This is a genomic window from Streptomyces sp. NPDC051569, assembly GCF_044454085.1.
GTDB lineage: Bacteria > Actinomycetota > Actinomycetes > Streptomycetales > Streptomycetaceae > Streptomyces.
The window spans coordinates 479,283-504,653 of record NZ_JBITDJ010000003.1 but is presented as its reverse complement, the minus strand read 5'-3'; the positions used below and the strand labels follow the sequence as shown (position 1 = coordinate 504,653).

Annotated in this window: 20 protein-coding genes and 1 pseudogene; 13 read left to right on the top strand and 8 right to left on the bottom strand. The window is 70.6% G+C overall.

Annotation, left to right across the window (positions count from 1 at the left end):
• Window positions 1–257 precede the first annotated feature (257 nt).
• The 3 genes from ACIBAE_RS08005 to ACIBAE_RS07995 all read left to right on the top strand — a co-directional run bounded on the left by ACIBAE_RS08005 (window position 258) and on the right by ACIBAE_RS07995 (window position 3,164).
• On the top strand, window positions 258–674 hold the full coding sequence (locus ACIBAE_RS08005; protein WP_399283000.1) for an SsgA family sporulation/cell division regulator: 417 nt from the start codon (window positions 258–260) through the stop codon (window positions 672–674).
• A 438-nt stretch (window positions 675–1,112) separates the two neighbouring features.
• Window positions 1,113–2,087, top strand: a complete 975-nt coding sequence (locus ACIBAE_RS08000; RefSeq protein WP_399282999.1) for an acyl-ACP desaturase — start codon at window positions 1,113–1,115, stop codon at window positions 2,085–2,087.
• A 159-nt stretch (window positions 2,088–2,246) separates the two neighbouring features.
• On the top strand, window positions 2,247–3,164 hold the full coding sequence (locus ACIBAE_RS07995; RefSeq protein WP_399282997.1) for a chitosanase: 918 nt from the start codon (window positions 2,247–2,249) through the stop codon (window positions 3,162–3,164).
• 114 nt (window positions 3,165–3,278) lie between these two features.
• On the opposite strand, the gene ACIBAE_RS07990 is transcribed toward ACIBAE_RS07995, so the two are convergent.
• A complete protein-coding gene (locus ACIBAE_RS07990) occupies window positions 3,279–3,530 on the bottom strand; it encodes a WhiB family transcriptional regulator (RefSeq protein WP_399282996.1) in 252 nt (83 codons plus the stop codon).
• A 76-nt stretch (window positions 3,531–3,606) separates the two neighbouring features.
• Window positions 3,607–4,407: a VOC family protein gene (locus ACIBAE_RS07985; RefSeq protein ID WP_399282995.1), complete on the bottom strand. Its 801-nt coding sequence runs from the start codon at window positions 4,405–4,407 to the stop codon at window positions 3,607–3,609.
• Window positions 4,408–4,608: 201 nt separating this feature from the next.
• Here ACIBAE_RS07985 and ACIBAE_RS07980 point away from each other — a divergent pair, with 201 nt between their 5' ends.
• Window positions 4,609–6,906, top strand: coding sequence for a DEAD/DEAH box helicase (locus tag ACIBAE_RS07980; protein ID WP_399282994.1), 2,298 nt, complete (start codon window positions 4,609–4,611; stop codon window positions 6,904–6,906).
• Window positions 6,907–7,068: 162 nt separating this feature from the next.
• Here the strand turns inward: ACIBAE_RS07980 and ACIBAE_RS07975 are convergent, their stop codons facing one another.
• Together ACIBAE_RS07975 and ACIBAE_RS07970 are read right to left on the bottom strand one after the other, a co-directional pair.
• A complete protein-coding gene (locus ACIBAE_RS07975) occupies window positions 7,069–9,144 on the bottom strand; it encodes a glycosyl hydrolase family 28-related protein (protein WP_399282993.1) in 2,076 nt (691 codons plus the stop codon).
• A gap of 284 nt (window positions 9,145–9,428) precedes the next feature.
• Window positions 9,429–10,502: a multicopper oxidase domain-containing protein gene (locus ACIBAE_RS07970; RefSeq protein ID WP_399283070.1), complete on the bottom strand. Its 1,074-nt coding sequence runs from the start codon at window positions 10,500–10,502 to the stop codon at window positions 9,429–9,431.
• A gap of 269 nt (window positions 10,503–10,771) precedes the next feature.
• Between ACIBAE_RS07970 and ACIBAE_RS07965 the strand changes: the two genes are divergently transcribed.
• Window positions 10,772–13,210, top strand: a complete 2,439-nt coding sequence (locus ACIBAE_RS07965) for a ThuA domain-containing protein (RefSeq protein WP_399282992.1) — start codon at window positions 10,772–10,774, stop codon at window positions 13,208–13,210.
• A gap of 32 nt (window positions 13,211–13,242) precedes the next feature.
• Window positions 13,243–15,429 carry an OmpL47-type beta-barrel domain-containing protein gene (locus ACIBAE_RS07960; RefSeq protein ID WP_399283069.1) on the top strand — a complete coding sequence of 729 codons (2,187 nt, stop codon included), beginning with the start codon at window positions 13,243–13,245 and terminating at the stop codon, window positions 15,427–15,429.
• 94 nt (window positions 15,430–15,523) lie between these two features.
• Here the strand turns inward: ACIBAE_RS07960 and ligD are convergent, their stop codons facing one another.
• Window positions 15,524–16,549 (bottom strand): non-homologous end-joining DNA ligase, encoded by a 1,026-nt coding sequence (ligD, locus tag ACIBAE_RS07955; RefSeq protein ID WP_399282991.1) that lies wholly within the window; start codon window positions 16,547–16,549, stop codon window positions 15,524–15,526.
• Window positions 16,550–16,623: 74 nt separating this feature from the next.
• Between ligD and ACIBAE_RS07950 the strand changes: the two genes are divergently transcribed.
• From ACIBAE_RS07950 to ACIBAE_RS07930, 5 genes are all read left to right on the top strand, one after another.
• Complete coding sequence (locus tag ACIBAE_RS07950) at window positions 16,624–17,694, top strand: ATP-dependent DNA ligase (protein ID WP_399282990.1); 1,071 nt, start codon at window positions 16,624–16,626, stop codon at window positions 17,692–17,694.
• Between the two features lie 203 nt (window positions 17,695–17,897).
• Window positions 17,898–18,959 carry an NAD-dependent epimerase/dehydratase family protein gene (locus ACIBAE_RS07945; RefSeq protein ID WP_399282989.1) on the top strand — a complete coding sequence of 354 codons (1,062 nt, stop codon included), beginning with the start codon at window positions 17,898–17,900 and terminating at the stop codon, window positions 18,957–18,959.
• 196 nt (window positions 18,960–19,155) lie between these two features.
• Window positions 19,156–19,917 carry a glycosyltransferase family 2 protein gene (locus ACIBAE_RS07940; protein ID WP_399282988.1) on the top strand — a complete coding sequence of 254 codons (762 nt, stop codon included), beginning with the start codon at window positions 19,156–19,158 and terminating at the stop codon, window positions 19,915–19,917.
• A gap of 8 nt (window positions 19,918–19,925) precedes the next feature.
• Window positions 19,926–20,546, top strand: coding sequence for a DUF2064 domain-containing protein (locus ACIBAE_RS07935; RefSeq protein ID WP_399283067.1), 621 nt, complete (start codon window positions 19,926–19,928; stop codon window positions 20,544–20,546).
• A gap of 26 nt (window positions 20,547–20,572) precedes the next feature.
• The gene (locus ACIBAE_RS07930) at window positions 20,573–21,289 is read left to right on the top strand and encodes a class I SAM-dependent methyltransferase (protein WP_399282987.1); all 717 of its coding nucleotides are present in this window, start codon (window positions 20,573–20,575) and stop codon (window positions 21,287–21,289) included.
• A 254-nt stretch (window positions 21,290–21,543) separates the two neighbouring features.
• Here the strand turns inward: ACIBAE_RS07930 and ACIBAE_RS07925 are convergent, their stop codons facing one another.
• Window positions 21,544–23,088 carry an MFS transporter gene (locus tag ACIBAE_RS07925; protein WP_399282986.1) on the bottom strand — a complete coding sequence of 515 codons (1,545 nt, stop codon included), beginning with the start codon at window positions 23,086–23,088 and terminating at the stop codon, window positions 21,544–21,546.
• Window positions 23,089–23,238: 150 nt separating this feature from the next.
• Between ACIBAE_RS07925 and ACIBAE_RS07920 the strand changes: the two are divergent.
• Window positions 23,239–23,902, top strand: a pseudogene (locus ACIBAE_RS07920) (MMPL family transporter); the annotation flags it as partial.
• Window positions 23,903–24,110: 208 nt separating this feature from the next.
• Here ACIBAE_RS07920 and ACIBAE_RS07915 read toward each other — a convergent pair.
• Window positions 24,111–24,749, bottom strand: coding sequence for an LLM class flavin-dependent oxidoreductase (locus ACIBAE_RS07915; protein ID WP_399282985.1), 639 nt, complete (start codon window positions 24,747–24,749; stop codon window positions 24,111–24,113).
• Between the two features lie 49 nt (window positions 24,750–24,798).
• Here ACIBAE_RS07915 and ACIBAE_RS07910 point away from each other — a divergent pair, with 49 nt between their 5' ends.
• Window positions 24,799–24,975 carry a hypothetical protein gene (locus ACIBAE_RS07910; protein ID WP_399282984.1) on the top strand — a complete coding sequence of 59 codons (177 nt, stop codon included), beginning with the start codon at window positions 24,799–24,801 and terminating at the stop codon, window positions 24,973–24,975.
• Between the two features lie 28 nt (window positions 24,976–25,003).
• On the opposite strand, the gene ACIBAE_RS07905 is transcribed toward ACIBAE_RS07910, so the two are convergent.
• Window positions 25,004–25,357 (bottom strand): hypothetical protein, encoded by a 354-nt coding sequence (locus ACIBAE_RS07905; RefSeq protein ID WP_399282983.1) that lies wholly within the window; start codon window positions 25,355–25,357, stop codon window positions 25,004–25,006.
• Between the last annotated feature and the right edge of the window lie 14 nt (window positions 25,358–25,371).

The window sequence follows — 25,371 nt, the reverse complement described above, 5'->3', positions numbered from 1 at the left end:
GCGCCTCCGAGGCCCCACAGATCTCGCGGCGCTCAGGGGACTCAGGGCGCCGCCTCCGAAGTGCGTCCTTCCCTTGCCCTGACCGCCGCAGCCGCCCCAGGACCATCCGCCGGCCCGGCAAACCCTCAAGAGAAGTGACACACGTCACTCCCCTCCAGGCGCACTTATCGGCCCGCTCCTCCGTCTTTCTCATAAGGAGAAGACCGCCGGAGACGACCCCATCCGAACCGTCGCCGGTCCGTCGAAGGGGAGCAGTCATGTCACCCGTCATCGAAGAGGCCGTACAGGCCCGCCTGGTCGCGTCCACCCCCCAGGTGGAGATCGTTCCCGCGACGCTGCACTACGACCGTGAGGACCCCTTCACCGTACGCATGGCCTTCCCGCCGCCTGCGACGCTGGAGGGCACCGAGGTGACCTGGGAGTTCTCCCGTGAGCTGCTGGCCACGGGGATCACCGAGCCCGCCGGAGCCGGTGATGTGCGGGTGCGGCCCTTCGGCTACGGCCGTACGGTCATGGAGTTCCACGCCCCCGAGGGCACGGCGATGGTGCACCTGCGCACCGCCGAGCTGCGCCGCTTCCTGGAGCGGGTGCACGGCCTGGTCCCGGCCGGCCGCGAACACCTCTATCTGGACCTGGACCACGATCTCACCGAGCTGCTGCGCGACGCCTGCTGAGACGGGCCGCCCTCAGCCAGGAACGGGCCACCTGCCCTGCCCCACCTGCCCTGCCCTGCCCTGCCCTGCCCACACGCGATCGCGCGACGTATCCGTATACCGCCCGGCGGTATACGGATCTTTCGCTGTGCCACGAAACCACCGGCTGCCGCTCCCATCCGCCTCCCCTGTGATGAGACCGGGCAAAGGGCGGAAGGGCGGGAAAGGTGGAGGGGAGGGAGAGGTGCGGGGGAGGGAAAAGTGGAGGGGAGGGGGGAGAGACGGGGGCAAGGTACGCGTCCTGCCCCTTCCGTACACCTCCCCGACCTCGGCACATAGCGGAGCGTAACGACCCTCCGGCGCCCCCGGGCTTGGACTCCGGCTTACCGCGCCTTTAACCTACGGTGTCGTAACCTACGAACCCGTAGGTAAAAAATACTCCCGTCCCCAGGAGCACCCGTGACGATCACCTCTCCCCACCTCGGCAGTTCGGACGCGTGGACCGACGCCCGACTGCTGTACGCGCTGGAAGAGGTGGTGGAGAAGGAGCTCAACCGCCATCTCAAGGTGGCCAAGGACTGGATGCCGCACGAGTACGTGCCGTGGTCCGACGGCCGCAACTTCCCCGGCATATTCGAGGACGGGGATGCCTGGGACCCCCAGCAGTCCAAGGTCACGGACATCGGCAAGATCGCCCTCGTGGTGAATCTGCTGACCGAGGACAATCTCCCCAGCTACCACCACGAGATCGCCAGCCTCTTCGGGCGCGACGGAGCGTGGGGCACCTGGGTGCACCGCTGGACCGCCGAAGAGGGCCGGCACGGCATCGTGATGCGTGACTATCTGCTCACCTCGCGCGCGGTGGACCCTGACAAGCTGGAGCAGTTCCGGATGACGCACATGGCGGAGGGTTTCGAGTCCGACAACCGCCACTCGATGCTGCACTCCGTCGCGTACGTCGCCTTCCAGGAGCTGGCGACCCGTGTCTCGCACCGCAACACCGGGCACCAGTCGGGCGACCCGGTCTGCGACCGGATGCTGGCGCGGATCGCCACCGACGAGAACCTGCACATGGTCTTCTACCGGAATCTGCTGGGCGCCGCCTTCGAGATCGCCCCCGATCTGACCATGCAGTCCGTGCGCGATGTCGTCGTCAACTTCCGGATGCCGGGACACGGTATGCCGGGCTTCGAGCGCGCCGCCGCGCAGATGGCCATAGGCGAGATCTACAACATGCGGATCCACCACGACGACGTGCTGCAGCCGGTGCTGCGCTACCTCAAGGTCCTCGACATCGACGGGCTGGGCCCGGAGGGGATCAAGGCGCAGGAGGAACTCGGCCTGTACATGGGCGGGCTGGACTCCGAGGCGAGCAAGTTCGACGAGAAGCTCGCCGCTCGCAAGGCCCGGATGGCCGCCCGCGCCGCCGACTGACCTCCTGCACCGGGCAGGCCCGCGCCGAGGCCCGATCAGCGCTGAGAGCCGATCAGCGCTGAGAGGCCATCAGCGCTGAGACCCAACCAGCGGCGTGATCCGGCCCCTTGAAGGCGATGCCCGTTCCGGGCCGTACGGACGCGTCGTAGGCTGATCAGGATGAAACCTGTCCTCCGTGTTTTTCTCATCGGCGCCCCCCTTGCCGTCGTCGCCGCCGTCATCTTCGGCAGCGGCGGCGGCTCCGGTGTGCTCGCCGACCATCCGCCGTCGTACCCCGGGCAGAGCAGCGCGCCCGATCCGCTCGCGTCCGGGGACTCCAAGGACAACGAGGAGCTGGAGGACCGGATCCGCGCGATGCCGGCCGGGCTCGCGGATCCCGGGAAGAAGGAGATCGCCGGCAAGCTGGTGGCCAGCGCGGAGAACTCCACGCTCGACTGGCGGAGCCAGTACGGCGTCATCGGGGACGTCGGCGACGGCAACGGTTACACGGCCGGGATCATCGGCTTCTGCTCCGGTACGAACGACATGCTGCGCCTGGTCGAGTCGTACACGGAGAGCCACCCGGACAATCCGCTCGCCCCGTATCTGCCCGCGCTGCGCGAGGTGGACGGCACCGACTCGCACCAGGGGCTCGATCCCGGCTTCCGCGAGGCCTGGGCGAAGGCCGCCGAGGATCAGGACTTCCGTGACGCGCAGGTCGCGACCCGTGACCGGCTCTACTTCGACCCGGCGGTCCGGCTGGGCAAGATGGACGGGCTCGGCACACTCGGTCAGTTCGTCTACTACGACGCGATGGTGCTGCACGGCCCCGGGGTCGACGCGCAGGGCTTCTACGGCATCCGTCAGGCGGCGATGAAGAAGGCGAAGACGGCGGCCGAGGGTGGCGACGAGAAGGCGTATCTGAACGCCTTCATGGACGAGAGCCGGTCCGTGATCAAGCTGAAGTTCATCAAGACGCAGCGTGACTCGTCCCGGATCGACACCGCTCAGCGGGTGTTCCTGCGGGACGGCAACACGAACCTCGATCCGCCGCTCGTCTGGCAGATGTACGGGGACACGTTCCGGATCGAGGAATGACACCGACCGGTCACACGGGCCGGTCGCAGCGACCGGTCGCACGGGCAGGTCGCAGCGACCGGTCGCACGGGCAGGTCGCACGGCCCGGTCGCACGGGCAGGTCACACGGGCCGGTCACCCCACCGACCGGTCGCCGCGCCGGAGTCGCTGCCGCTCCTTCTCGGAGAGCCCGCCCCACACACCGAACCGCTCGTCGTGGGCGAGCGCGTACTGAAGGCACGCTGTCCGGCCGGCGCAGGCACCGCACAGCCGCTTCGCCTCGCGGGTGGAGGAGCCGGGCTCGGGGAAGAAGAACTCCGGCCCGGTCTGCGCGCACAACGCGTCGGCCTGCCAGGACAGTTCACGCGTGCTGGGGTTGATCGCCATGCCCGTCAGGCTGCCGCGTCGCGATAAACGCCCGCTTGACGAAGCATCAACGGGGGACGATATCGGTACCCGGCCGTCAGGCGTCGTCCGGAGCCGCTCCCTGCATGACGGCGAACCGTGCCCCGTAGGGATCGGCGAGCTTGGCGAACCGTCCCACGCCCTCCATGTCGAACGGCGCCATCCGTACCGTACCTCCCAGCTTCCGCGCCGCGGCCACCGTCGCGTCGCAGTCCGCGACCGCGAAGTACAGCAGCCAGTGCGGCCCCGCGTCCGACTCGACCGGGTCGGAGCCGAGCGGCACGAACCCGCCGAACATGGCGTCCGGACCCTGGCCCGCCGGATTGACCATCCGGTACGTACCGGTGCCGTCCGGCAGCGGCATGCTGAGGGCCTCCCAGCCGAAGACCGAGCTGTAGAAGGCGTACGAGGCGTCCTCGTCCTCCGTGTACAGCTCGCCCCAGCACAGCGCGCCCGGGTCGTTGACGACATCGAGCCCCTTCAGCTTGCCCGGCTGCCAGGCCGAGAAGGGGGCCCCCGACGCGTCGTTGAAGACCGCCATCCTCCCGATGTCCATGACATCCATCGGCTCGTTGACGATGGAACCGCCGCCCTGCCGGACGGCCTTGGCCGCCGCGTCGGCGTCGGAGGTCTGGAAGTACAGATGCCACGCCGAAGGCCCCTGGTCGGTCGGCACGGTCATCGCGCCGGCCGCTGTCCTGCCTCCGAGCTGGAACATGCCGTAACCGCCCGCGTCGGGCCCCGCCGACAGGAAGTCCCAGCCGAGCAGTCCGTTGTAGAAGGCGATCGCCCCGTCCAGATCGGGGGTGCCGAGGTCGGCCCAGTTCGGCGAGCCGGTGACAAAGGGAGTCTTGAGCATGACGTACTCCTTCGTGGTCCCGTTGCTCTCCTTCCGAGTCTCCCCCCGTTGCCACGCCGGGGCGACCGCGATGGTCCCCTGGGCAGCACGCCGGCCCGGCGGCGGTTCCGGCGAGGCGCCACGTGCGGCGGGCCGCGGCGCCTCCCGCCGGGCATGGGAGCATGAACGGGTCGGAGCGGATCGGTCGGATGGGGCGACGTCATGGCTGGTACGGGTCCCGGGCCTCAGGGCGATCTGGTGCCGCCGGGCAGAAAGGCCAAGGCGACTGTCGCCGAAGCGGCACTGCTCCTGGAGAACGCGGACCGGACGCTCGGTGATCACGCCCGCGCCGTGGCCGCCGTACGGAACGCTTTCCGGCCGCTCCAAGAGGATCTGATCCACGCCGAGCTGGGGGCGATCCCGGTCTCCCGGCTGAAGGATGTCACCGGGGGGCGGCTGCGGCTCGGCGCCCTCGAACAAGCCGGATTCGCCTCCGTGGGTGAGGTGCGCGACGCGGGCAGGCACGCCCTGCGCCAGCTGCCCGGCGTGGGCGCCCAGACCGCCGACCAGGCGGTCGAAGCCGCCGACCGGATCGCCGAGGCGGTCGGGGAGACCGTCTCCCTGAGGATCGATGTCGACGCGCCCGAGCCGCGCGTCACGGCGCTGCTGCTCGCCCTGCACCGGCTGATCGAGGCGGGCCCCGGGCTGCGGCGCGCTCATGACACCGCCGACCGGCTCGCCACCGAGCTGCGGGCGCTGCTGCCGGAGGCGGGTCCGGCCGGCGGACGGCTGCGGATGGCACTGGGCGGACGGGAGCGGCGTACGCGGGCCCTCGCCGCGGTGGGCCGGCTCCGGCGCCTGCTCGACGAGGCGGCGCGGGCGGACGTACCGGTCCTGCTCGCGCAGGTATCGGTCGATCTGCTGCGCGAGCCCGCCTCGGAGATCGCCGGATGGGTCGACTTCGAGCTGCGCTCCGCGGAGTACTACAGCCTGCTCGCGGAGACGGTGGGCGGCAGTCCCGATCTCACCGCCTCCGAGGGCTTCATGCCCTCCGCCATCGTCGCGCGGGTACGGGCGCAGGAGCTCGACGACACCCGGCTGCGGGTGTCGCTGCGCGGCTACCAGTCGTTCGGCGCGCGCTTCGCGCTGGCCCAGCGCCGCGTGATCATCGGCGACGAGATGGGTCTCGGCAAGACGGTCCAGGCCATCGCCGCGCTCGCGCATCTCGCGGCGCACGGCTCCACGCACTTCCTGGTGGTGTGCCCGAGCAGTGTCCTGATCAACTGGACGCGGGAGATCAGTGCCCGGAGCACCCTGCGCGCGATTCCGGTGCACGGTCCTGAGCGACTGGCGGCGTTCGCCGAGTGGCGTGAGCGGGGCGGGGTCGCCATCACCACCTTCGACTCACTGCACACGCTGCCGCCGCCGCGAGCCGACGGCGGCGAACCGCAGATGCTGGTCGTCGACGAGGCCCATTACGTGAAGAACCCGGAGACGCGCAGATCCCGTGCCGTGGCCGCGTGGACGGAGCCGGCCGGGCATGTCCTCTTTCTGACGGGGACCCCGATGGAGAACCGGGTCGCGGAGTTCCGGGGCCTGATCCGGCGCCTGCGGCCCGAACTGGCCCCGGATGTGCAGGAGATCGACGCGGTGGCCGGCTCGCAGGCCTTCCGCCGGGCGGTCGCCCCCGCCTATCTGCGCCGCAACCAGCAGGACGTCCTCGGCGAACTGCCCGCGCTGGTGCGGGTCGACGCGTGGGAGGAGTTCAGCGCCGCTGACCTGGCGGCCTACCGCGAGGCGGTGTCCGACGCGCACTTCATGCGGATGCGCCGGGCCGCGTACGCCCGTCCCGAGACCTCGGCCAAGCTGGGCCGGCTGCGGGAGCTGGTCGCCGAGGCCGCGGGAAACGGGGTGAAGGTCGTGGTCTTCTCGTACTTCCATGACGTCCTGGCCACCGTCCACGACGCGCTCAGGGCGGTCCACGAGGGCCCCGGCGAGCCGGTGTTCGGCCCGTTGTCCGGCGCTGTCCCGGCCGCCCGGCGGCAGCGGCTCGTCGACGACTTCACCGCGGCCCCCGGCCACGCGGTCCTGCTGAGCCAGATCCAGGCGGGTGGCATCGGGCTGAACATGCAGGCCGCTTCGGTCGTCATCCTCTGTGAACCCCAGGTCAAACCCACGCTGGAGCACCAGGCCGTGGCCCGGGCGCACCGTATGGGCCAGGTCCGCACCGTCCAGGTGCACCGCCTCCTCGCGGTGGACAGCGTGGACCAGCGGATGCTGGACCTCCTCGCCGACAAGAGCCGTCTCTTCGACGCGTACGCGCGCCGGAGTGAGACGGCCGAGGCGGTGTCCGAGGCCGTGGACGTCCCGGACCGGGACATCGCTCGCCGCATCGTCGAGGAAGAGCAGCTGCGGTTGAACACCCCGGGGCCCGGGGCGGCGACGAGGATGCCGGGGAGCGCGGCGGAAGAGCCGCGCCGCACCCCGGAGGATGCGGATGCCGTGAGTGACGCGCCCTGATCGCGTAGGCGCACGCCGGGGCCCGTCGACGCCGGGCGTGCCACCGTACGAAGGGGCGCCGGCCGGCGGCCCGGAAGGCTTCCGGGCCGCCGGCCGGCGTGGTCGTCGGAGGTGGTGTCGTCGGACGTGGTCGTCAGACGTGGAACGCTCTCCGGTGGAGTGTCACCAGCGGGTCGGCGCCGGCGGCGCGACCACCGGCGGACGGTCGTCGCAGGTGATGGTGTTCGGCAGTTCCCATGAGGCGAGCCAGGGACCGGTGGTGCCGCCCCCGTCGTTGCCACCGAGGTCCGTCAGCGCGAACTCCGAGCCGGCGGGGGTGAAGTTGAACGATCCGCAGTTGTTGACGCCGACAGCGCCGACGTTGCGCGCGTCCACGTTCTCGAAGGACGCGGACCCCGACGCCCGGGCGCTGAGCACCGAGGTGCCCGTACCGTCGACCTTGATGTCCTTGAAGTGGACGTTCGTGATCGAGTACAGGTCCTTCACCGGGAAGTCGCTGACCAGCATGATCGCGTTGTAGGTGTTGTCGAGGAAGCGGTCCCCGGTCACCTGGATGTCCGCGTCGATGTTCTTCTCCAGGGCGTAGAACCAGATGGCTCCCAGCCCGATGTTCCAGTTCAGCTCGTACGTACCGGCCCGGACCGTGGTGTTGTCGGTGATCCACAGGTGCCCGGTGAACGGCTCGGCGCCGAAGCGCGAGCCGACCTGGATGGCGCTGCCCTCCCGGATCGGGTCGGCGATGAGGTTGTTCGAGACGGTGTTGTCGGTGCCGCCGTAGAGGGCGACGCCGTTCGCGAGCACCGGCGTCTGCACGGTGTTGTGATCCACCGTGTTCCTGGCGTCCTCGGTCTTCTCGGACCACAGGGCTATGGCGTCGTCACCGGAGTTGCGGACGAAGTTGTCCGACACGACCGACTGTGTCACGCCGGTGTGGAAGTTGATGCCGTCGGCGATCTGGTCGGTGATGACGTTGTCCGTGATCCTCAGCTTCGACATCGGTCCGTCGAACCACATGCCCACCTTGGTGTGGTGGATGTAGAGGCCGTCGATGGTCGAGTCGCTCATCGCCCCGCCGACGCCGTTCACCTGGTCGGTGTCGATACGTTCGCGGACGTCGCCCTCGATGGCGAAGCCGGACAGGTGGACATTGGTGCTGCCACCGGCCGACGCGTCCTTGCCGTAGAAGCCGACGCCCGTGTGCACCGAGCCGTCGGGGGCCGGGGTGCTGAGGGCGACCTGGTGGCCCTTGATGATCGTGTACCAGCTGCCGGCGCCTTCGATCGTCACGTTGTCGACGATGATGTGGCGGTTCACCTGGAAGGTGCCCGGCGGGATGTAGACCTTGAGGTGCGTCCGCTTCGCGAAGGCGATCGCCTTGTCGAACGCGTCGGCGGAGTCACGCCGGCCGAGCGGGTCGGCCCCGAAGGCCAGGACGTTGGCCGCGAGCAGATCGACGTGCGGCAGACCGACGAGCTGCGAGTCGAGCAGGTCGACGACCGTCGGTACGCCACGGCTCCCGGCGGGCACGGTCAGCCGCACCTTGTCGCCGGCGCGGTAGGTACGGCCGAGCGGCAGGCGCTGCTCGTCGTAGAAGTGGTTCGGACGGTACGGCTTCGCGATCACGGGGGCGGGCGTCGTGGCGCTGGGCACGCAGGAGCACTCGGTGATCCACCAGTCGGGCTGCAGCAGACCGGCGTTGGGGGCGTTCGAGAACGGATACTGGTTGTACAGCCACGCGTACTGCGAGGTGAGCGTCATGGTGGACCGGTCCTTGCCGTTCACCGTGACATCGAGCGGCGCGGTGATGCCGCCGCCGCCCGGCGCGTCCGGAATGCTGTAGCGCACGTTGATCGCGTCGGCCGCGCTCGGCAGCGTGAACTCGACGTACTGTCCGGCCGTCAGTTTGACCGCCTTGCGGCCGGACGCCTCCGCCGGCAGCGTGTAGGCGCTGCGGTCGGGGCCGATGACCGCGCCGTTCGTCACGGCGTTCTCCGCCTCCTGCTCGGCGAAGCCGACGGCGGCGCCCCGGCCCGTGACGAGCGACGGATCGAGGGCGGCGCGGGTCACCACGGGGGCGGCGGCGCCCGCGCCGGTACCGGCGAGGGCCGTGCCGCCGACCAGCATGCTGAGACCGACGGTGGCGGCGGTCACCGCCGCGACCGCCGCGACCGCCGAGGCGGCTCTTCGCGGTGGTCTGCCGGTCCACCTCGCCGCGGCTCTTGTGAGGCTCCGTGACATCGAATGCTCTCGTTTCTCTCGGAAGGGCGCATGCCTGAACACTCGAGGCGAAGCGGACGCCATGAGGGTGAGGCGAGATTAGGACTCCGCATCCCGTTCCACAAGGTTCCTACACAATATTTTCGCGGCCTTGCCGCACAGCTGCGGCTGTCCATTAATTTTTTGCGCTGACTACCGCATTCATTGCACGATCCGTACGGTCCGCGCGCACGACTGAGGCCCCCGTCCCCAGCGTGAGCTGGGGGACGGGGGCCTCAGGTGGGGCGTGGGCCGGCGGGCAGGACCTAGTGACCCGCGTGCTCGGCCGCGCCCTTTCCGGCGTCCGCCGCGCTCTTTCCGGAGTCGGCACTCTTTCCGGCCTCCGCGCCCTTCGGCGACTTCTCCGCGCCCATCGTGTGGCCGGGGTGATGCGGCTCGTAGTTGGGGATCGTGCCGTCCGGCTTCGCCACCAGCAGCAGACCCGCCATGCCCATGTCGGAGTGGCTCTGGACGTGGCAGTGGTACATCCACGCGCCCGCGCCCACGTTCTCACCCGCGATGATCTGGAAGCCGAACGAATCCGCCGGGCCGACGATCTTGTTGTCGATCACCCGGCTGGTGTCGTCCGGGCCGCTGAGCAGGCCCGTCCTGGTGTCCGCCCAGCGATGACCGTGGATGTGGAACGTGTGGTAGAACTCGCCGTGCGTGATCATGATGATCTCGACCCGGTCCCCCACCGTGGCCTCGAAGTTGGGGGTTTCGGCGGCGGGCTTGTTGTTGATCGTCATGTCGTTGAAGACGATCGTGAACTGCTTGTCCGGCAGGATGTCGCCCTTCCTGCGGACGATGACCGGACCGAAAAGCCCCTTGCGGATGCCACCGGTCCCGTGGTCCGTGCCGACCACATGGTCGTGGTAGTGCCAGTACCCCGCACTGCCCGTCTGCCAGGTGCCGTCCTTGCGCTTGCCGGGGGCGTGGGTACGCCAGGTGTAGGTGCGCGTGCCGCCCGGTTCGACATGGCTCTTGTTCATCCGGGTGCCGTCGCTGGCGACGTCGTAGTCCACCCCGTGCACGTGGAGGCTGGCGTCGACATCGGTGGCGTTCTCGAACTCGATGTGGAGGGTGTCCCCCTCGATCAGCTCGATCAGCGGGCCCGGGACGCTCGCCTTGCCCTTCTCGAAGCCGTACCCCATCTGGCCGTCCGGCAGGGTCTCCGCGTAGAGCTTGATGGTGCGCACCTGGCCGCCGGCGGGGGCGGTCCTCGGGGGCGGTTCCGCCGAGGTCGCCGAGGGAGCCGAGGCGACCGACAACGATGTCAGCCCCGTCGCGGCCACCGCACCCCCGGCGAACAGGCGCCGGTTGAAGCTCCTTCTGTCCATGGCCATACCGAACTCCCCTGTGCCGTAAGGAGGTTGCGGGGCACACGAGGCCCCTGGGACGGCCACACGGTAGACCAGCGAACTTCGTTTATCCACACCCAGGACAAAGTTGGTGGGAATGCGGCCGTAGCTATTGGCGAAACGCCGAAAGAGGTCTAGCTTCATGCGCTGTTGTGTACACCACAAGTTGTGTCCCGAGATGTGACCACAGAGGGGTGGGTGAACACGTGCAGCGCGCACCACATCACCGGTCGAGATCCAGGCGCGGAATGGCCGCGGCCCTGGTGGCCGGCACGATGGCGGCGTCCCTGCTCGGCGGCACGGCCGCCACGGCCAAGCCGGTTCCGGAGCCGTCGTCGAGCAAGCTGGCCATCACGTCGCCGCCCGGCGGAAAGAACGTCAAGGTCCTCGTCTTCCACGCCTCGGCCACCGAGGAGTCGCCGGTCGTCAACGCCGGCATCGAGGCCATCGAGGCGGTCGGCCGGTCAGGGCCCGAGGCCGAGCGCTTCAAGACCGTGGCCACGGACGACGCCTCGGTCTTCACCAAGGCCAACAAGCTCAGCACGTTCAACGCGGTCGTCTTCCTGACGGGCGGCGGCGACGTGCTCGATCCGGCGCAGGAAGCGGGCCTGGAGGCCTATCTGGAGGCCGGCGGCGGCTTCCTCGGCATCCACGACGCGGCCCGTACGGAGCCGTACTCCGACTGGTTCACCGGGCTGATCGGTGCCCGGCCGGCCGCCACGAGCCCCACCAAGGTGCAGCGGGCGACCGTCGAGGTCGGTGACCGGATCAATCCCGCCACGAAGAACCTGCCGCTGGAGTGGAAGCGGCCGGACACCTGGTTCAACTGGAAGACCAATCCCACCGGTACGGTGCACACCGTCGCCCGGGTCCGGGAGAGCACCTACCAGCCGGGCACCGGCGCCAACGGCGCCGACCACCCCGTCTCCTGGTGCCGTGACTACGACGGCGGCCGGTCCTTCTACACCGGCATGGGCGGCACGGCCGACTCGTACGCCGAGACGGACTTCCGCGACCACCTGCGCGGCGCCCTCCTGTGGACGACGCGCATCTCCCGCGCCGACTGCAAGGCGACGATCGACTCCAACTACACGGCGGAGCGCGTCACCCAGCCCAACCAGCCCGGTCAGCAGGACCAGATCGGCGAGCCGCACGGCACGGTCATCGCGCCGGACGGACGCGTGCTGTACATCGGCCGGGGCGGCGGCGACAACAGCGCCCCCGTGGTGACCGACTGGAACAACCCCGAGGCAGGCAAGGGCATCGGCCAGATCCACGTCTACGACCCGAAGACCAAGAAGGTGACGCTCGCGGGCGCGCTGACGATCTTCGGCAACAAGGGCGGCGGCGACGAACTGGTCAAGGTCGAGGAGGGGCTGCTCGGTATCGAGCTGGACCCCGGCTTCGAGACCAACGGCTGGGTGTATCTGCACTACACACCGCACTCCCAGCTCGACCGCGACAAGCAGATGGCCGAACGGCGCGTCTCCCGCTTCACGCTCGACCTCGCGACCAACAAGCTGGACCTCGCCTCCGAGAAGGTCCTGCTGAAGTGGCCGGTGCAGGTGCACAGCTGCTGCCACGCGGGCGGCGGCATGGCGTGGGACTCGAAGGGCAACCTCTACATCGCGGTCGGCGACAACAACTCGTCGCAGTTCAGCGATGGTTACTCGGGCAACAACCCGCAGCCCACCTACAAGGGCGTCTCCTTCGCGGACGCACGCCGCACCGCCGGTAACACCAACAACCTCAACGGCAAGATCCTGCGGATCCACCCGGAGGCCGACGGCACGTACACCCTGCCCACCGGGAACCTCTTCACGGGCAAGGAGACGGCCGAGGGCGGCGGCAAGACCCGGGGCGAGATCTACGTGATGGGCGTGCGCAACACGGCACGTATCTCCGTCGACAAGAAGACCGACATCCTCTACGCGGGCTGGGTCGGCCCGGACGCGGGTGAGCCGAGCACCACCTGGGGCCCGGCGAAGTACGACACCTTCTCCGCGATCACCCACGCGAGCAACCGTGGCTGGCCGTACTGCATGGGCAACAAGCAGCCCTACCGGGACCGCAACCTGCCCGACCCGAGCAAGCCGCTCGGCTGGTACGACTGCGACCACCTGAAGAACGAGTCCCCGAACAACGACGGTCTGGTGAACATCCCGCCGGCCGAGGCCAACACCATCTGGTACTCGCCGCAGGGCGGTGCGCCGGACTACCCGCGTGACGCCAACGGTGTCCCCAGCTACGACGTCGACGAGGCGACGTATCTGCTGCCGTGGCTCAAGGGCGGCGGTCAGGCGACGATGGACGGCCCGGTCTACCGCTACGACGCGGCGACCGCGAGTGACGTCAGCTGGCCCCAGTACTGGGACGGCAAGTGGTTCGTCGGCGACTTCTACGACGCGGACAACCCGCGCCACGCGGTGCTGACCGACCCCAAGACACTCGCGAACGGCGGACTGCCGGTGAGCGCCGAATCGCTGCGGAAGATCGTCCCGGTCGGTGAGGGCGGCATCCGCAACCTCATGGACTGGAAGTTCGCCCCGGACGGCTCGCTCTACGTCCTCGACTACGGGCGCGGCTTCTTCACCTCCGATTCCCAGTCCGCGCTGTGGCGCGTCACGTACAAGGGCGGCGAGCCGACACCGGCCGCCAACGATCTGGCCAGGAAGGCTGCACAGTGAGACAGCGACCTCTACGCCTGTGGACGGCCCTGATGGGCGCGTTGCTGATGGTGCTGGGGCTGACGTCGACGGCCGCCTACGGTCGTGCCAACGACAGCGCCGCCGCGCCCAAGGCCGCCCAGGTGCTCTCCTGGACGGCGGGCGACCCCTACGACCACTACCTCAGCTTCCCGACGACGGCGGTGGCCGGAGCGGCCACCATCACGTTCGAGAACAGCGCGGCCACCGGCAACACCACCGGTATGCCCCACACGTTGACCTTCGACGTGTCCAATCCCGCCTACAACAACGACGTCCCGCTGAACATCCTGGCCAACCCCAGTGATGCCCAGGGCGGCAAGTACACGGCCGAGGTCAACCTGACCCCGGGCACGTACCGCTTCTTCTGCTCCATGCCCGGCCACACCCAGATGACCGGCATCCTCACCGTGACCGACGGCGGTGGCGGCGGGGGCGACGAGGACACCACCGCCCCCGAGACGTCGGCCAAGGTCGACGGCCAGCAGGACGCCGACGGCGCGTACGTGAACTCCGCGACGGTCTCCGTGACGGCGACCGACGACGGTTCCGGCGTGGCGACGACCGAGTACGCGGTCGGCGCGGACGGCGCGTGGCAGCCCTACACGGCTCCGGTGGTGGTCGACCAGGTCGGCACGCACACGATCCGCTACCGGGCCACCGACAAGGCGGGCAACGCGGCGGAAGAGAAGTCCGTCGACTTCTCCGTCGTGTCCGGGCCGAGCGACGACACGACCGCGCCGGAGACCTCGGCGACCGTGAGCGGCGAGAAGGACGACGCGGGGAACTACCTGACGATGGCCACGGTCACCGTCACCGCGTCGGACACCGGCTCGGGCGTCAACACCATCGAGTACGCGATCGGCGCCGACGGCGCGTGGCAGGCCTACACCGCACCGGTGATGGTCCATGAGACAGGCACCCACACGGTCCGCTACCGCGCGACCGACAAGGCGGGCAACGCGGCGGCCGAGAAGTCCGTCGACTTCACCGTCGTCGAGCAGCCGCCGGCGCAGGACACCACCGCGCCGGAGACCTCGGCGGCCGTGACCGGTGACAAGAACGCGAACGGCGCGTTCATCACCAGCGCCAAGGTGACGCTCACCGCCACCGACGCCGACTCGGGCGTGGACAAGGTCGAGTACTCCCTCGACGGCGGCCCGTACCTCGCGTACACCGCGCCCGTCATCGTGGACCGGGTCGGCTACCACACGGTGGCGCACCGGGCGACGGACAAGGCCGGCAACACCTCGCAGGCCAAGCAGGCGTCGTTCAGCATCGCGCAGGGCGGCGGTGTCCCGGCACCCAACTGCCCCGAGTTCGACGAGCGGTTGACGGTCATCGTCGGCACGGTCGACTCGGGTGTGCCGAACCGGCTGACCCGTAACCGGTGCACCATCAACGAGCTGATCGAGGACGAGAGGGAGTGGACCTCGCAGGCCCTCTTCCTCAAGCACGTGGACGGTGTGCTGGACAAGCTGAAGACCGACAACGTCATCGACCAGCGCGAGCTCAAGGCGATCACCAAGGCCGCCAAGCAGTCCAAGATCGGGACGCCCGGCCAGACCGAGGGCTACCGCGATCTGTTCGACGGCACGGCCGCGTCCCTGGCGAAGTGGGAGCAGGTCGGCGGCGGCAGGTTCGAGCTGGCCGACGACGGTGCGATCACCAGCAGCACCACGGTCGACGGCATGGGCATGCTGTGGTTCCCGGAGCGCAAGTACGGCGACTTCTCGCTGAAGCTCCAGTTCCGCGACAACGGCGCGGGTGACGTCAACGCCAACGGCGGTGTCTTCGTCCGCTTCCCGAACGTCCACGACCACCCGGAGGAGACCCGGCCCGAGTGGGTCGCCATCAACTACGGGCACGAGATCCAGATCTACGACGGTCCCGGCGGCGACATGTACAAGACGGGGTCGGTCTACGGCTTCGACCGCGTGGGGCTGGCCGGTGCGGGTGTCACGGAGAAGGGCACCTGGAACGACTACGAGGTCCGCGCGGTCGGCCAGCACTTCACCATTCTGCGCAACGGTGTCGTGATCAACGAGTTCGACAACATCGGTGGCCAGGAGTTCACACCGGCGCGTGACGGCGACCCGGGCACGGACGGCCGGCGGTACGCCACCGGCTATGTCGGGATCCAGGTCCACAGCACGACGGACGTGATCTCGTACCGCGACATCCGGATCAAGGAGCTGTGACCGGAGCGGTTCCGGTGCCGTCATCGGCACCTGAGTGACAGCGGCGGATGTGCCCCCTCCCGTACCGGAGGGGGCACATCCGTCTCCTCGCGGGTCACGACGCGCCGTCGTGCCGCGCGCGGCTCGGCTGGACACGCTTCGGCTCCCCCGGCATCTTCGGATAGTCCGGCGGGTACGGCATGTCCCCCAGCCCGTGGTCCCGTTCGTGCCGGTCCGCCAGCTCCAGCAGGCTCTCCAGGCTGTGCGCCTCGTCCGCCATCTCCGCGTGCACGTCACCCAGTTCGGCGAAGCGCACCGGCATGGTCGCCACATCGAAGTCGCGCGGCGCCACCTCGTCCAGCTCCGACCAGCGCAGTGGCGCGGAGACCGGTGCGTGCGGCCGGGGGCGTACGGAGTAGGCGCAGGCGATGGTGCGGTCCCGGGCGGTCTGGTTGTAGTCCACGAAGATACGCTCGCCGCGTTCCTCCTTCCACCAGGCCGTGGTGACCCGGCCCGGCATCCGCTTTTCCAGCTCGCGGCCGACGGCGATGGCGCAGCGGCGCACGTCCGTGAAGGTCCAGCGCGGTTCGATGGGGACGAAGACGTGCAGGCCGCGCCCGCCGGAGGTCTTGGGCCAGCCGCGTACCCCGTGTTCTTCGAGCAGGACGCGCAGCTCGTGGGCGGCCGCGACCGCGTCGTGGAAGTCGGTGCCCGGCTGCGGGTCCAGGTCGATGCGCAGCTCGTCCGGGTGGTCGGTGCGCCCGCGCCGTACCGGCCAGGGATGGAAGGTGAGGCAGCCGAGGTTCGCCGCCCAGAGAACGGCGGCCTCCTCCGTCGGGCAGATCTCGTCGGCCGAGCGCCCGCTGGGGAAGTCGATACGGGCCGTGGGGATCCAGTCGGGGAGGTTCTTCGGCGCCCGCTTCTGGAAGAACGACTCGCCCTCGACGCCCTCGGGGAAGCGTTCCAGGGTGGTCGGCCGGTCGCGCAGGGCACGCAGGATCCCGGGCCCCACGGCCAGGTAGTAGCGCGCGATGTCCAGCTTGGTGAAGCCGCGCTCGGGGAAGTAGACCTTGTCCGGGCTGGACAGCCGTACGGCCCTGCCGCCCGCTTCCAGCTCCACCGCTGTACCCGCTGCACCCATGTGCGCCACGGTAGGCCGGGCGCACCCGGAGCGCATATCGGGCGAAGCGCCACCATCCCGCGCACAATCGGTCCATGGATCTGCCGGTGATGCCCCCCGTGAAACCCATGCTGGCCAAGTCGGTGGCCACGATCCCGGCCGGGATGCTGTACGAGGCCAAATGGGACGGCTTCCGGGCGATCGTGCACCGCGACGGCGACGAGGTGGCGATCGGCAGCAGGACCGGGAAGTCCCTCACGCGCTACTTCCCCGAGCTGGTCACCGGGCTGCTCGCGCAGCTGCCCGAGCGCTGTGTGGTCGACGGCGAGATCGTGATCGTCCATGAGGACCGGCTGGACTTCGAGCGGCTCACCGAGCGGATCCACCCGGCGAAGTCCCGGGTGGACCTGCTCGCCGAGCGGACCCCGGCGAACTTCGTGGCCTTCGATCTGCTGGCCCTCGGGGACGCGTCCCTGCTCACGATCCCGCAGGTGCGGCGGCGGGAGGCGCTGGAGGCCGCCTTCACCGGCGTACGGGCGCCCGTGTATGTGGCGCCCGCCACCACCGATATCGAGGTGGCGCGCGAGTGGTTCGACCAGTACGAGGGGGCCGGTCTGGACGGGGTGGTGGCCAAGCCGCTCGACCTGCCGTACCGGCCGGACACCCGGGCGATGTACAAGATCAAGCACGAGCGGACGGCGGACGTGGTCGTCGCCGGTTACCGGCCGCACAAGAGCGGCCCGGTGGTGGGCTCGCTGCTGCTCGGCCTGTACGACTCCGGGGGCGTCCTCCAGCATGTCGGGGTCTGCGCCGCGTTCTCGATGAGGCGCCGGGCGGAGCTGGCCGAGGAGCTGGCGCCGCTGCGGATGGAGACGGCGCGGGGGCATCCGTGGGCGGCCTGGGCGGAGGAGTCGGCGCACGAGAGCGCCCGGCTGCCCGGTGGCCCCAGCCGCTGGTCCGGTACGAAGGACCTGTCCTGGCTCGCGCTGCGGCCGGAGCTGGTGTGCGAGGTGGCGTACGACCATATGGAGGGCGACCGGTTCCGGCACACCACGCAGTTCCGCCGGTGGCGCCCGGACCGTACGCCCGCGAGCTGCACGTACACGCAGCTGGAGGAACCGGTGCGGTACGACCTGGCGCAGGTGCTGGCGACGCCGGGGGCGTGAGCCCGGCCCCCGGCGTCGCCGGCACCTGCCCCCGCTGATCCGGTCGGGCGCGGCGATCCTGCGGGCGGGTGATCCTGCGGGCGGGTGATCTCGGCGGCGGTGATCCTGCGGGCGGGTGATCTCGGCGGCGGTGATCTCACGGACCTGTGACGCCCCGGCGCGTGACCGGGTCAGGGAGCCGCCCGGCGCATAACGTCCCCGTCATGCGTGTACTCGTCACCGGAGGCGCGGGCTTCATCGGCTCGCACATCGTCACAGCCCTGGCCGGGGCCGGCCATGAGCCCGTCGTCCTGGACGCCCTGCTGCCCTCGGCGCACCCCGTGCCACCACCGCCGCCCCCGGGGGTGGCGTGGATCCATGCCGATGTACGGGACCGGGCGGCCGTCGCGCACGCCCTGCGGGGCGTGGACGCCGTCTGCCATCAGGCGGCGATGGTCGGTCTGGGCAAGGACTTCGCGGACGCGCCCGCGTACGTGGGCTGCAACGACCTGGGCACCGCCGAGCTGCTCGCGGCGATGGCCGTGGCGGGCGTACGGGACCTCGTCCTGGCCGGGTCGATGGTGGTCTACGGCGAGGGCCGCTACGAATGCCCCCGGCACGGCCGGGTCGCGCCGGGCCCCCGGGCGGCGGCGGACCTGGACGCGGGACGCTTCGAGCCCGGATGCCCTTACTGCGGTGCCGAGTTGGCGCCGGGACTGATCGCCGAGGACGCACCCACCGACCCGCGCAATGTGTACGCGGCGACCAAGCTGGCCCAGGAGCATCTGGCGGCGTCCTGGGCGCGGGCAACCGGCGGCCGGGCGATCTCGTTGCGCTACCACAATGTGTACGGCCCCGGGATGCCGCGCGACACGCCGTACGCGGGGGTGGCGTCGTTCTTCCGGTCCTCACTCGCCCGGGGCGAGGCACCGCAGGTCTTCGAGGACGGCGGGCAGCGGCGGGACTTCGTGCATGTACGGGACGTGGCGGCGGCCAACGCGCTGGCCCTGGCGGCCGCGCGGGGCAGGGAGCCCGGCGTGCTCCGCGCGTTCAACACCGGCAGCGGGGAGCCGCACACGGTCGGCGAGATGGCCACCGCCCTGGCGGCGGCGCACGGCGGTCCTGATCCGGTGGTCACCGGCGGGTACCGGCTCGGCGACGTCCGGCACATCACGGCCTCGTCGGAGCGGCTGCGGACGGAGCTGGGCTGGCGCTCCGAGGTCGGATTCGCCGTGGGCATGGCGGAGTTCGCGGGATCGGGGCAGCGGGCGGCGGCGATCCCGTAGGCAGGCGCTTCCCCCGTACGCCCCGCAGCCTCCCGTCCCCGTACGCCCGTTCCCGTACGCCCGCGCTCGCACCCCCACGCTCGCAACCCCACGCTCGCACCCCCGCGCTCGCACCCCCACGCTCGCACCCCTGCGCTCGCACCCCTGCGCCGTCGTACACCCCCCCGCCGGTTTCCGAATTCACCTGGTGATGGACATGACTCATTCGACCCTGCCCCCGACGCCCCTGCCCCCGACGCCCGCGACGGTCGACGTCGTACTCCCCTGCCTGGACGAGGCGTTGGCACTGCCCTGGGTGCTGGAGCGGCTGCCGGACGGCTGGCGGGCGATCGTCGTCGACAACGGTTCGTCGGACGGCTCCGCCGAGATCGCCGCCGGACTCGGAGCGACGGTGGTGCACGAGGCGCGGCGCGGTTTCGGGGCGGCCTGTCACGCCGGGCTGCTCGCCGCCGAGGCGGAGTTCGTCTGCTTCTGCGACTGTGACGCCTCCCTCGATCCCGGGCTGCTGCCCGCGTTCGTGGCGGAGGTGGCGGCGGGCCGGGCCGATCTGGTGCTGGGACGGCGGCGCCCGGGGACGCGCGGGGCCTGGCCGCCGCACGCCCGGGCCGGGAATATGGCGCTGTCGTGGATGCTGCGGCGCCGGACGGGCCTGCGCCTGCGTGATCTCGGCCCGCTGCGCGCGGCCCGCCGGGAGGCGCTGCTCGGCCTGGCCCTGACGGACCGCCGCAGCGGCTACCCGCTCCAGATGGTCGTCCGGGCGGCGGACGCGGGCTGGCGGGTGACGGAACGCGACGTGCCGTATCTCCCCCGGGCCGGCAAGTCGAAGGTGACCGGTACGTGGCGGGGCACCTGGCAGGCGGTGCGGGACATGAGGGGCGTACTGGCGGAAGCACCGGTGGAGGCCGCTCCTCAGGCGGACACCGCTCGGGCGGACACGGCTCAGGCGGGTACCCGGTGACGACGCTGATGGTGCTGGCCAAGGCCCCCGTGGCCGGGCGGGTCAAGACGCGGCTCACGCCCCCGTTCCGGCCGGAGGAGGCCGCCGCGCTGGCCGAGGCGGCGCTCGTCGACACCCTGGCGGCGGTGCTGGCCGCGCCCGCCCGGCGGCGGGTCCTCGTCCTGGACGGCGTACCGGGCGACTGGCTGCCGGCCGGCATCGACGTCGTACCGCAGTCGGATGGCGGACTGGACGAGCGGCTGGCCGCCGCGTTCGGAGCGTGCGCCGGGCCCGCCGTGCTCATCGGGATGGACACCCCGCAGGTCACACCGGAACTGCTGGCCCCGGCCCTGGCACCGGACGCCTGGCGGGGCTGCGACGCGTGGTTCGGTCCCGCCGTCGACGGCGGGTTCTGGGCACTGGGCCTCGCGGCGCCCGACCCGGCGTTGCTGCGGGGCGTGCCGATGTCCGTCCCGGAGACCGGGGCGGTGCAGCGGAGGCGCCTCACCGACGCGGGGCTCGCCGTACGGGATCTGCCACGGCTGCGGGACGTCGACACCGCGTACGACGCCGAGCTGGTGGCGGCGCGGGCGCCGGACACCCGGTTCGCCGCCGCCCTCGGCCGGCTCACCGGGGCCGGGGTTCGATGAGCCGGGGTTCGATGAGCCGGGGCGCGATGCGAGGCGCCTTGCGGCCGCGCCGTGCGACGCCGTGGGAGGCCGACCCGTACACCGACGCGCTGCGCACCGGCCGGGGGCCGCTCTTCCTGCGGCGGGCCGACGGGCGGCTGCTGCCCCTGGACGTGGAGCGCTGGTGCGCGGCGCCCGACGGGGCGGATCTGACCGTGCTGGACAGGTGCCACGGGCCGGTGCTCGACATCGGTTGCGGCCCCGGCCGGCTCGTCGCCGCGCTGGCCGCCCGGGGCCGTCCCTCGCTGGGCATCGATGTCAGCCCGGCGGCGGTGGAGCACACCGTACGGGCGGGCGGCCGCGCACTGGTGAGCTCGGTCTTCGACCCGTTGCCGCGCGAGGGCGGCTGGCACACAGCGCTGCTGATGGACGGCAACATCGGCATCGGCGGGGACCCGGTGGCGCTGCTCAGCCGGCTCGCGGACGTCGTGGGCGCGGTGGGTTCGCTGATCGTCGAGACGGCTCCGGCCGGGATGGACCCGGATCTCGACGAACGGGCCCGCGTCCGGGTCGACAACGGCAACGGCACTCCGGGGGATGCCTTCTCCTGGGCCCGCGTCGGCGCCCGCGCACTGGTCGGACACGGTCACGCGGCGGGCTGGACCCTGCTGGAGGAGTGGACGGCGGAGGGCCGGAACTTCGTGGCCCTGGCACGTACGCCGTCACCGCCGAAGGCGCTCCCGCGCCCGGCACATCGTGGTTAGGCGCTGTCAGACAGCTCCCCGGCGCACCGGCGAGGAGCTACGCACAGGGCACGGGGCCAAGGCCGTCGTCCGGCGAGGCGCGGCCCGCCCGACAGCGTGAGGCCGGTACGCCGGATCGCGGTGTGTCTCCCCCTTGCCGGGCGGAGACGCACCGCGATCGCCGAAGTGACACCGAATGCCGTACCGGTCCGGTCGGTCCGGTCGGTCCGGTCGGTCCGGTCGGTCCGGTCGGTCCGGTCGGTCCGGTCGTGCTCTTACTGGAGTGCGCCTTCCGGCCGCGCCTCCGAGGTGTTGCCGCGTGCGACGGTGCGGCCCTTTCCGCCGTTGTTCCTCTCGGGGCGCAGGGCGCGGAAGAGAAGGGGAACGGTGACGGCCGCGAGACCGGCACTGATCCAGATGACGACGTGCAGGGCGCTGGTGAACGCCTCGGCCGCGACGAGCGAGGTGGTGTGGATACCGCCGTTGAGTTCGTCGGTGACCTTCTGCGGGTCGGCGACCTTGCCGATCAGCTGGGAGGACGTGACGCTGATCAGCAGCGAGGCGCCGACCGCGGCGGCGGCGGTGTCGCCGCTGAGACGGAAGGCGTTGAACATACCGGCGGCCATGCCGGCCCGGTTCAGTTCGACGCTGGAGACCGCGGCGCCGTCGAGGATGGCCAGCGTGACACCGTAACCGGCGCCGGTGAGCAGCAGCGGACCGGCGATCACACCGAGACCGCCGTGCGGGGCGATGACCGTCAGCCAGGCCATACCGGCGGCCACCATCGCCATGGCGGTCACGAGCTGGGCCCGGACGGAGAAGAGCTTGGCCAGGACCGGGGCGAGGAGCGGCAGGATCAGCGTGGGCACGGTGAAGAACATCAGCACCGCGCCGGCTTCCAGCGCGCTGTAGCCCTCGACGGCACTGAAGTACGTCGGCAGCAGGACCAGCAGCGGCAGCAGCGTGAAGGCGAGGGAGGCGGCCGCGAAGCTGACTCCCGTGAAGCGCCCGTTGCGCAGCAGGGCCAGGTCGAACATCGGGTTCTTCTGGTGCTTCTCGGCGAAGTAGAAGATGGTCATGAGGACCACGGCTCCGATGAAGGAACCGATGACCGCGCCGGAGCCCCAGCCGAATTCCGGGCCCTCGATGAGCGCGAAGATCAGCAGGAACAGACCACCGGTGAAGGTGATCGTGCCGGGCCAGTCGAGCCGCTTGGCGTCCGGGTTCTTCGACTCCGCGAGCAGCGGGGAGAAGAGGGTCACCAGGAGGCCGATGACGGCCGGGATGGCGAAGACGCCGCGCCAGCCCATGCCGGTGAGCAGGAGGCCGGAGATGAGCGGGCCGAAGGCGAGGCCGGCGCCGAGGGCGGTGCCGAAGACACCGAAGGCGCGGACGCGGGCGGCGCCCTCGAAGCGGGCGGCGAGGAGGGTCGAGCCGGCGGTCAGGGCCGCGCCGGCGCCGATGCCGTTGATGAAGCGGGCGATGTCCAGCAGGACGATCGAGTTGGCGACCACACAGAGGATCGCGCCGATGGTGAAGAGGAGCATGCCGAGTTGGAAGATGCGACGCCGGCCGAAGCGGTCGGCGAGGGTGCCGAAGGCGAGCATCAGCGAGGCGAACATGACGTTGTAGCCGCTGACCACCCATGACAGGGCCTGCGGGCTCGGGTGCAGTTCCTTGGCGATGTCGGGCAGGGCGACACCGGCGCCGGTCAGGCCGACCGGGAGCAGGAAGATGCCTACGGAGATCAGCAGCAGGGTGACCCAGGCGGGTCTCAGCGCGGATGATGAAGGAGTCTTCATCGCTTGTGCGTCATTCATAGTTTCAGGACCCTACACCGATGTTGGACAGTGTGAAGCCTGCGTAAAAGTCGTCACGCCGTGGCAGCTCCGGCTTCCCGGCGATTGCGGGTCACCCAGGCCGACGATGTGGCAAAGGACACGGCCCGTGTGATGCCCGGGGCCGTCACGGACACCTCACTGCGCGTCCACGTCGGCGGCGTCACCGCCAGCTACGACGACTTCGCCAAGGTCATCGTCGGCAAACTCCCGCTCTTCGTCGGCGTCGTCATCGCGCTCGGCTGTCTCCTCCTGCTGCTCGCCTTCCGCTCCATCGGCATCCCGCTCAAGGCCGCGTTGATGAACGTCGCCGCGGTCGCCTCGTCCTTCGGGATCGTGGTCGCGATCTTCCAGTGGGGACGGGGAAGCGAGCTGCTGGGCCTCGGCAGCGCGGGCCCCCGTCGAACCCTTCCTGCCGGTGATCATGGTCGCCGTCCTCTTCGGTCTGTCCATGGACTATCAGGTCTTCCTGGTCAGCCGGATGTACGAGGAGTGGCTGCTGACCGGCGACAACCGCCGGGCGGTCCGGGTCGGCCTCGCCGAGACCGGCCGGGTGATCAACTCGGCGGCGGTCATCATGATCGTGGTCTTCCTCTCCTTCGTCCTCAGCGGGGAGCGGGTCATCGCGATGTTCGGCATCGGGCTGGCATCGGCGGTCGCGCTGGACGCCTTCGTCCTGCGCACGCTGCTGGTTCCCGCCCTGATGCACCTGCTGGGCGGCGCCAACTGGTGGCTGCCCTGGTGGCTGGACCGCTGGCTGCCGCGTCTCAGCATCGAGCCGCCCGAGTGCCGCGCCCTGGCGAAGGTCCCGGTCACGCGCCCGGCGCCGGGACAGTCCGCTCGTACCGTAGGGGCGGCAGACACGGGTTGCTCGGGCGCCGGTCAGGATGTGTCGGTACGGAGGCGTCGCGTCCGGCCATCACCGCCTCCTCTCCCTCTGCTCGTGCTCTGCTCGTGCGAAGGGGAGCGCCCGCGATCGACAAAAACGCGGGAAAGACAGGAGGTCAGCTCCAGAGGGCCGAGGCCATGGCGATGGAGTGCTTGCGTGCTTCCGGGTCGTGGGTCTCGGTGGCGAGGAGCAGTTCGCGGACACCGGTCCGGGCGACGAGTTCCTCCAGCCGGGGCCGTACGGTCTCCAGGGTCCCGAGGTAGGACGCCGCGAGCTGCTGATCCACGGCGGCGGCCTCCCGCGCCGTCCAGAGGGGACCGATGTCGTCCACCGGTCGCGGGAGGAGCTGGGAGACGCCGCGCAGGTGTCCCAGGAAGCGCTGCTGGATCGAGGTGAACAGGCGCCGCGCCTCGCGTTCGTCGTCCGCCAGGACCAGATTGACGCAGGCGATGGCGTACGGCTCCGGCAGGGTGTCGGAGGGCCGGAAGTCCGCGTGGTAGAGGTCCATGGTCTCCTGGAGGCCGCCGGGCGCGAAGTGGCCCGCGATGACGAACGGCAGCCCGAGCCGGGCGGCGAGCGCCGCGCTGTACGTGCCCGAGCCCAGCAGGTGGATCGCCGGCCGGGCACCCTCGCCCGGCACGGCGTGCACCCGGGGGTGGCTGCCGTCCAGGTAGGCGCGGAGTTCGGCGAGGGCCGTCGAGCGCGTCGGGCAGATCCGGGGCCTGCTCGACGCGGGCCTGTCCACGGATCTCATCCGGGAGATCCTGCCCTGCTTCCGGGGTTCCGGCTCCGATCTGCGGCCCGTGGTCCACCCGGACCTGGTCGCCAGCCTCTCGCAGGTCCTCGCGGACATCGAGCGCCGGCTCTCCGCGCTCCACCACAACCGCGACGTGATCCGGCACTACATCGCCCAGGCGGGATCGGCGCCCTCCCCGGTGGGCATCCAGGCGGTTCCGTCTGGATCGGCGGGCGTGCGATAGGGCGATGCCGGGCGGGTAGGGGTGGCTGTCAGTCGTAGAAGAACAGCTCAAGGTCCTCGACGGATCCTGGCCCGGTCAGAAAACGCTCGGCCTGGGCAATCTCATTCTCCGGCGGCGGCCGCCCCTCTCGGAGCCGCGTCATCCATTTCTCGCCCTGCTCGACGATCGCATAGATCCCGGACAGCAGCTCGGCCATGCCCGCAGGGTGGGTCGGGCTGTGCCCGACGACGGGTTGGAGTTCCCACCCGCCTGCCCGGGCCGCCAGTCGGAGCGCACCGGCCCAGTTGGCGATCCGTCCAATACGTACGTGCCAGGAGTCGTCGGTGAACGGGGCCGGTCGGCCGCCGTGCAGGGCGCCGGTGGCGGCCCCGATGTCCGCCATCACCTGCCGCTCCA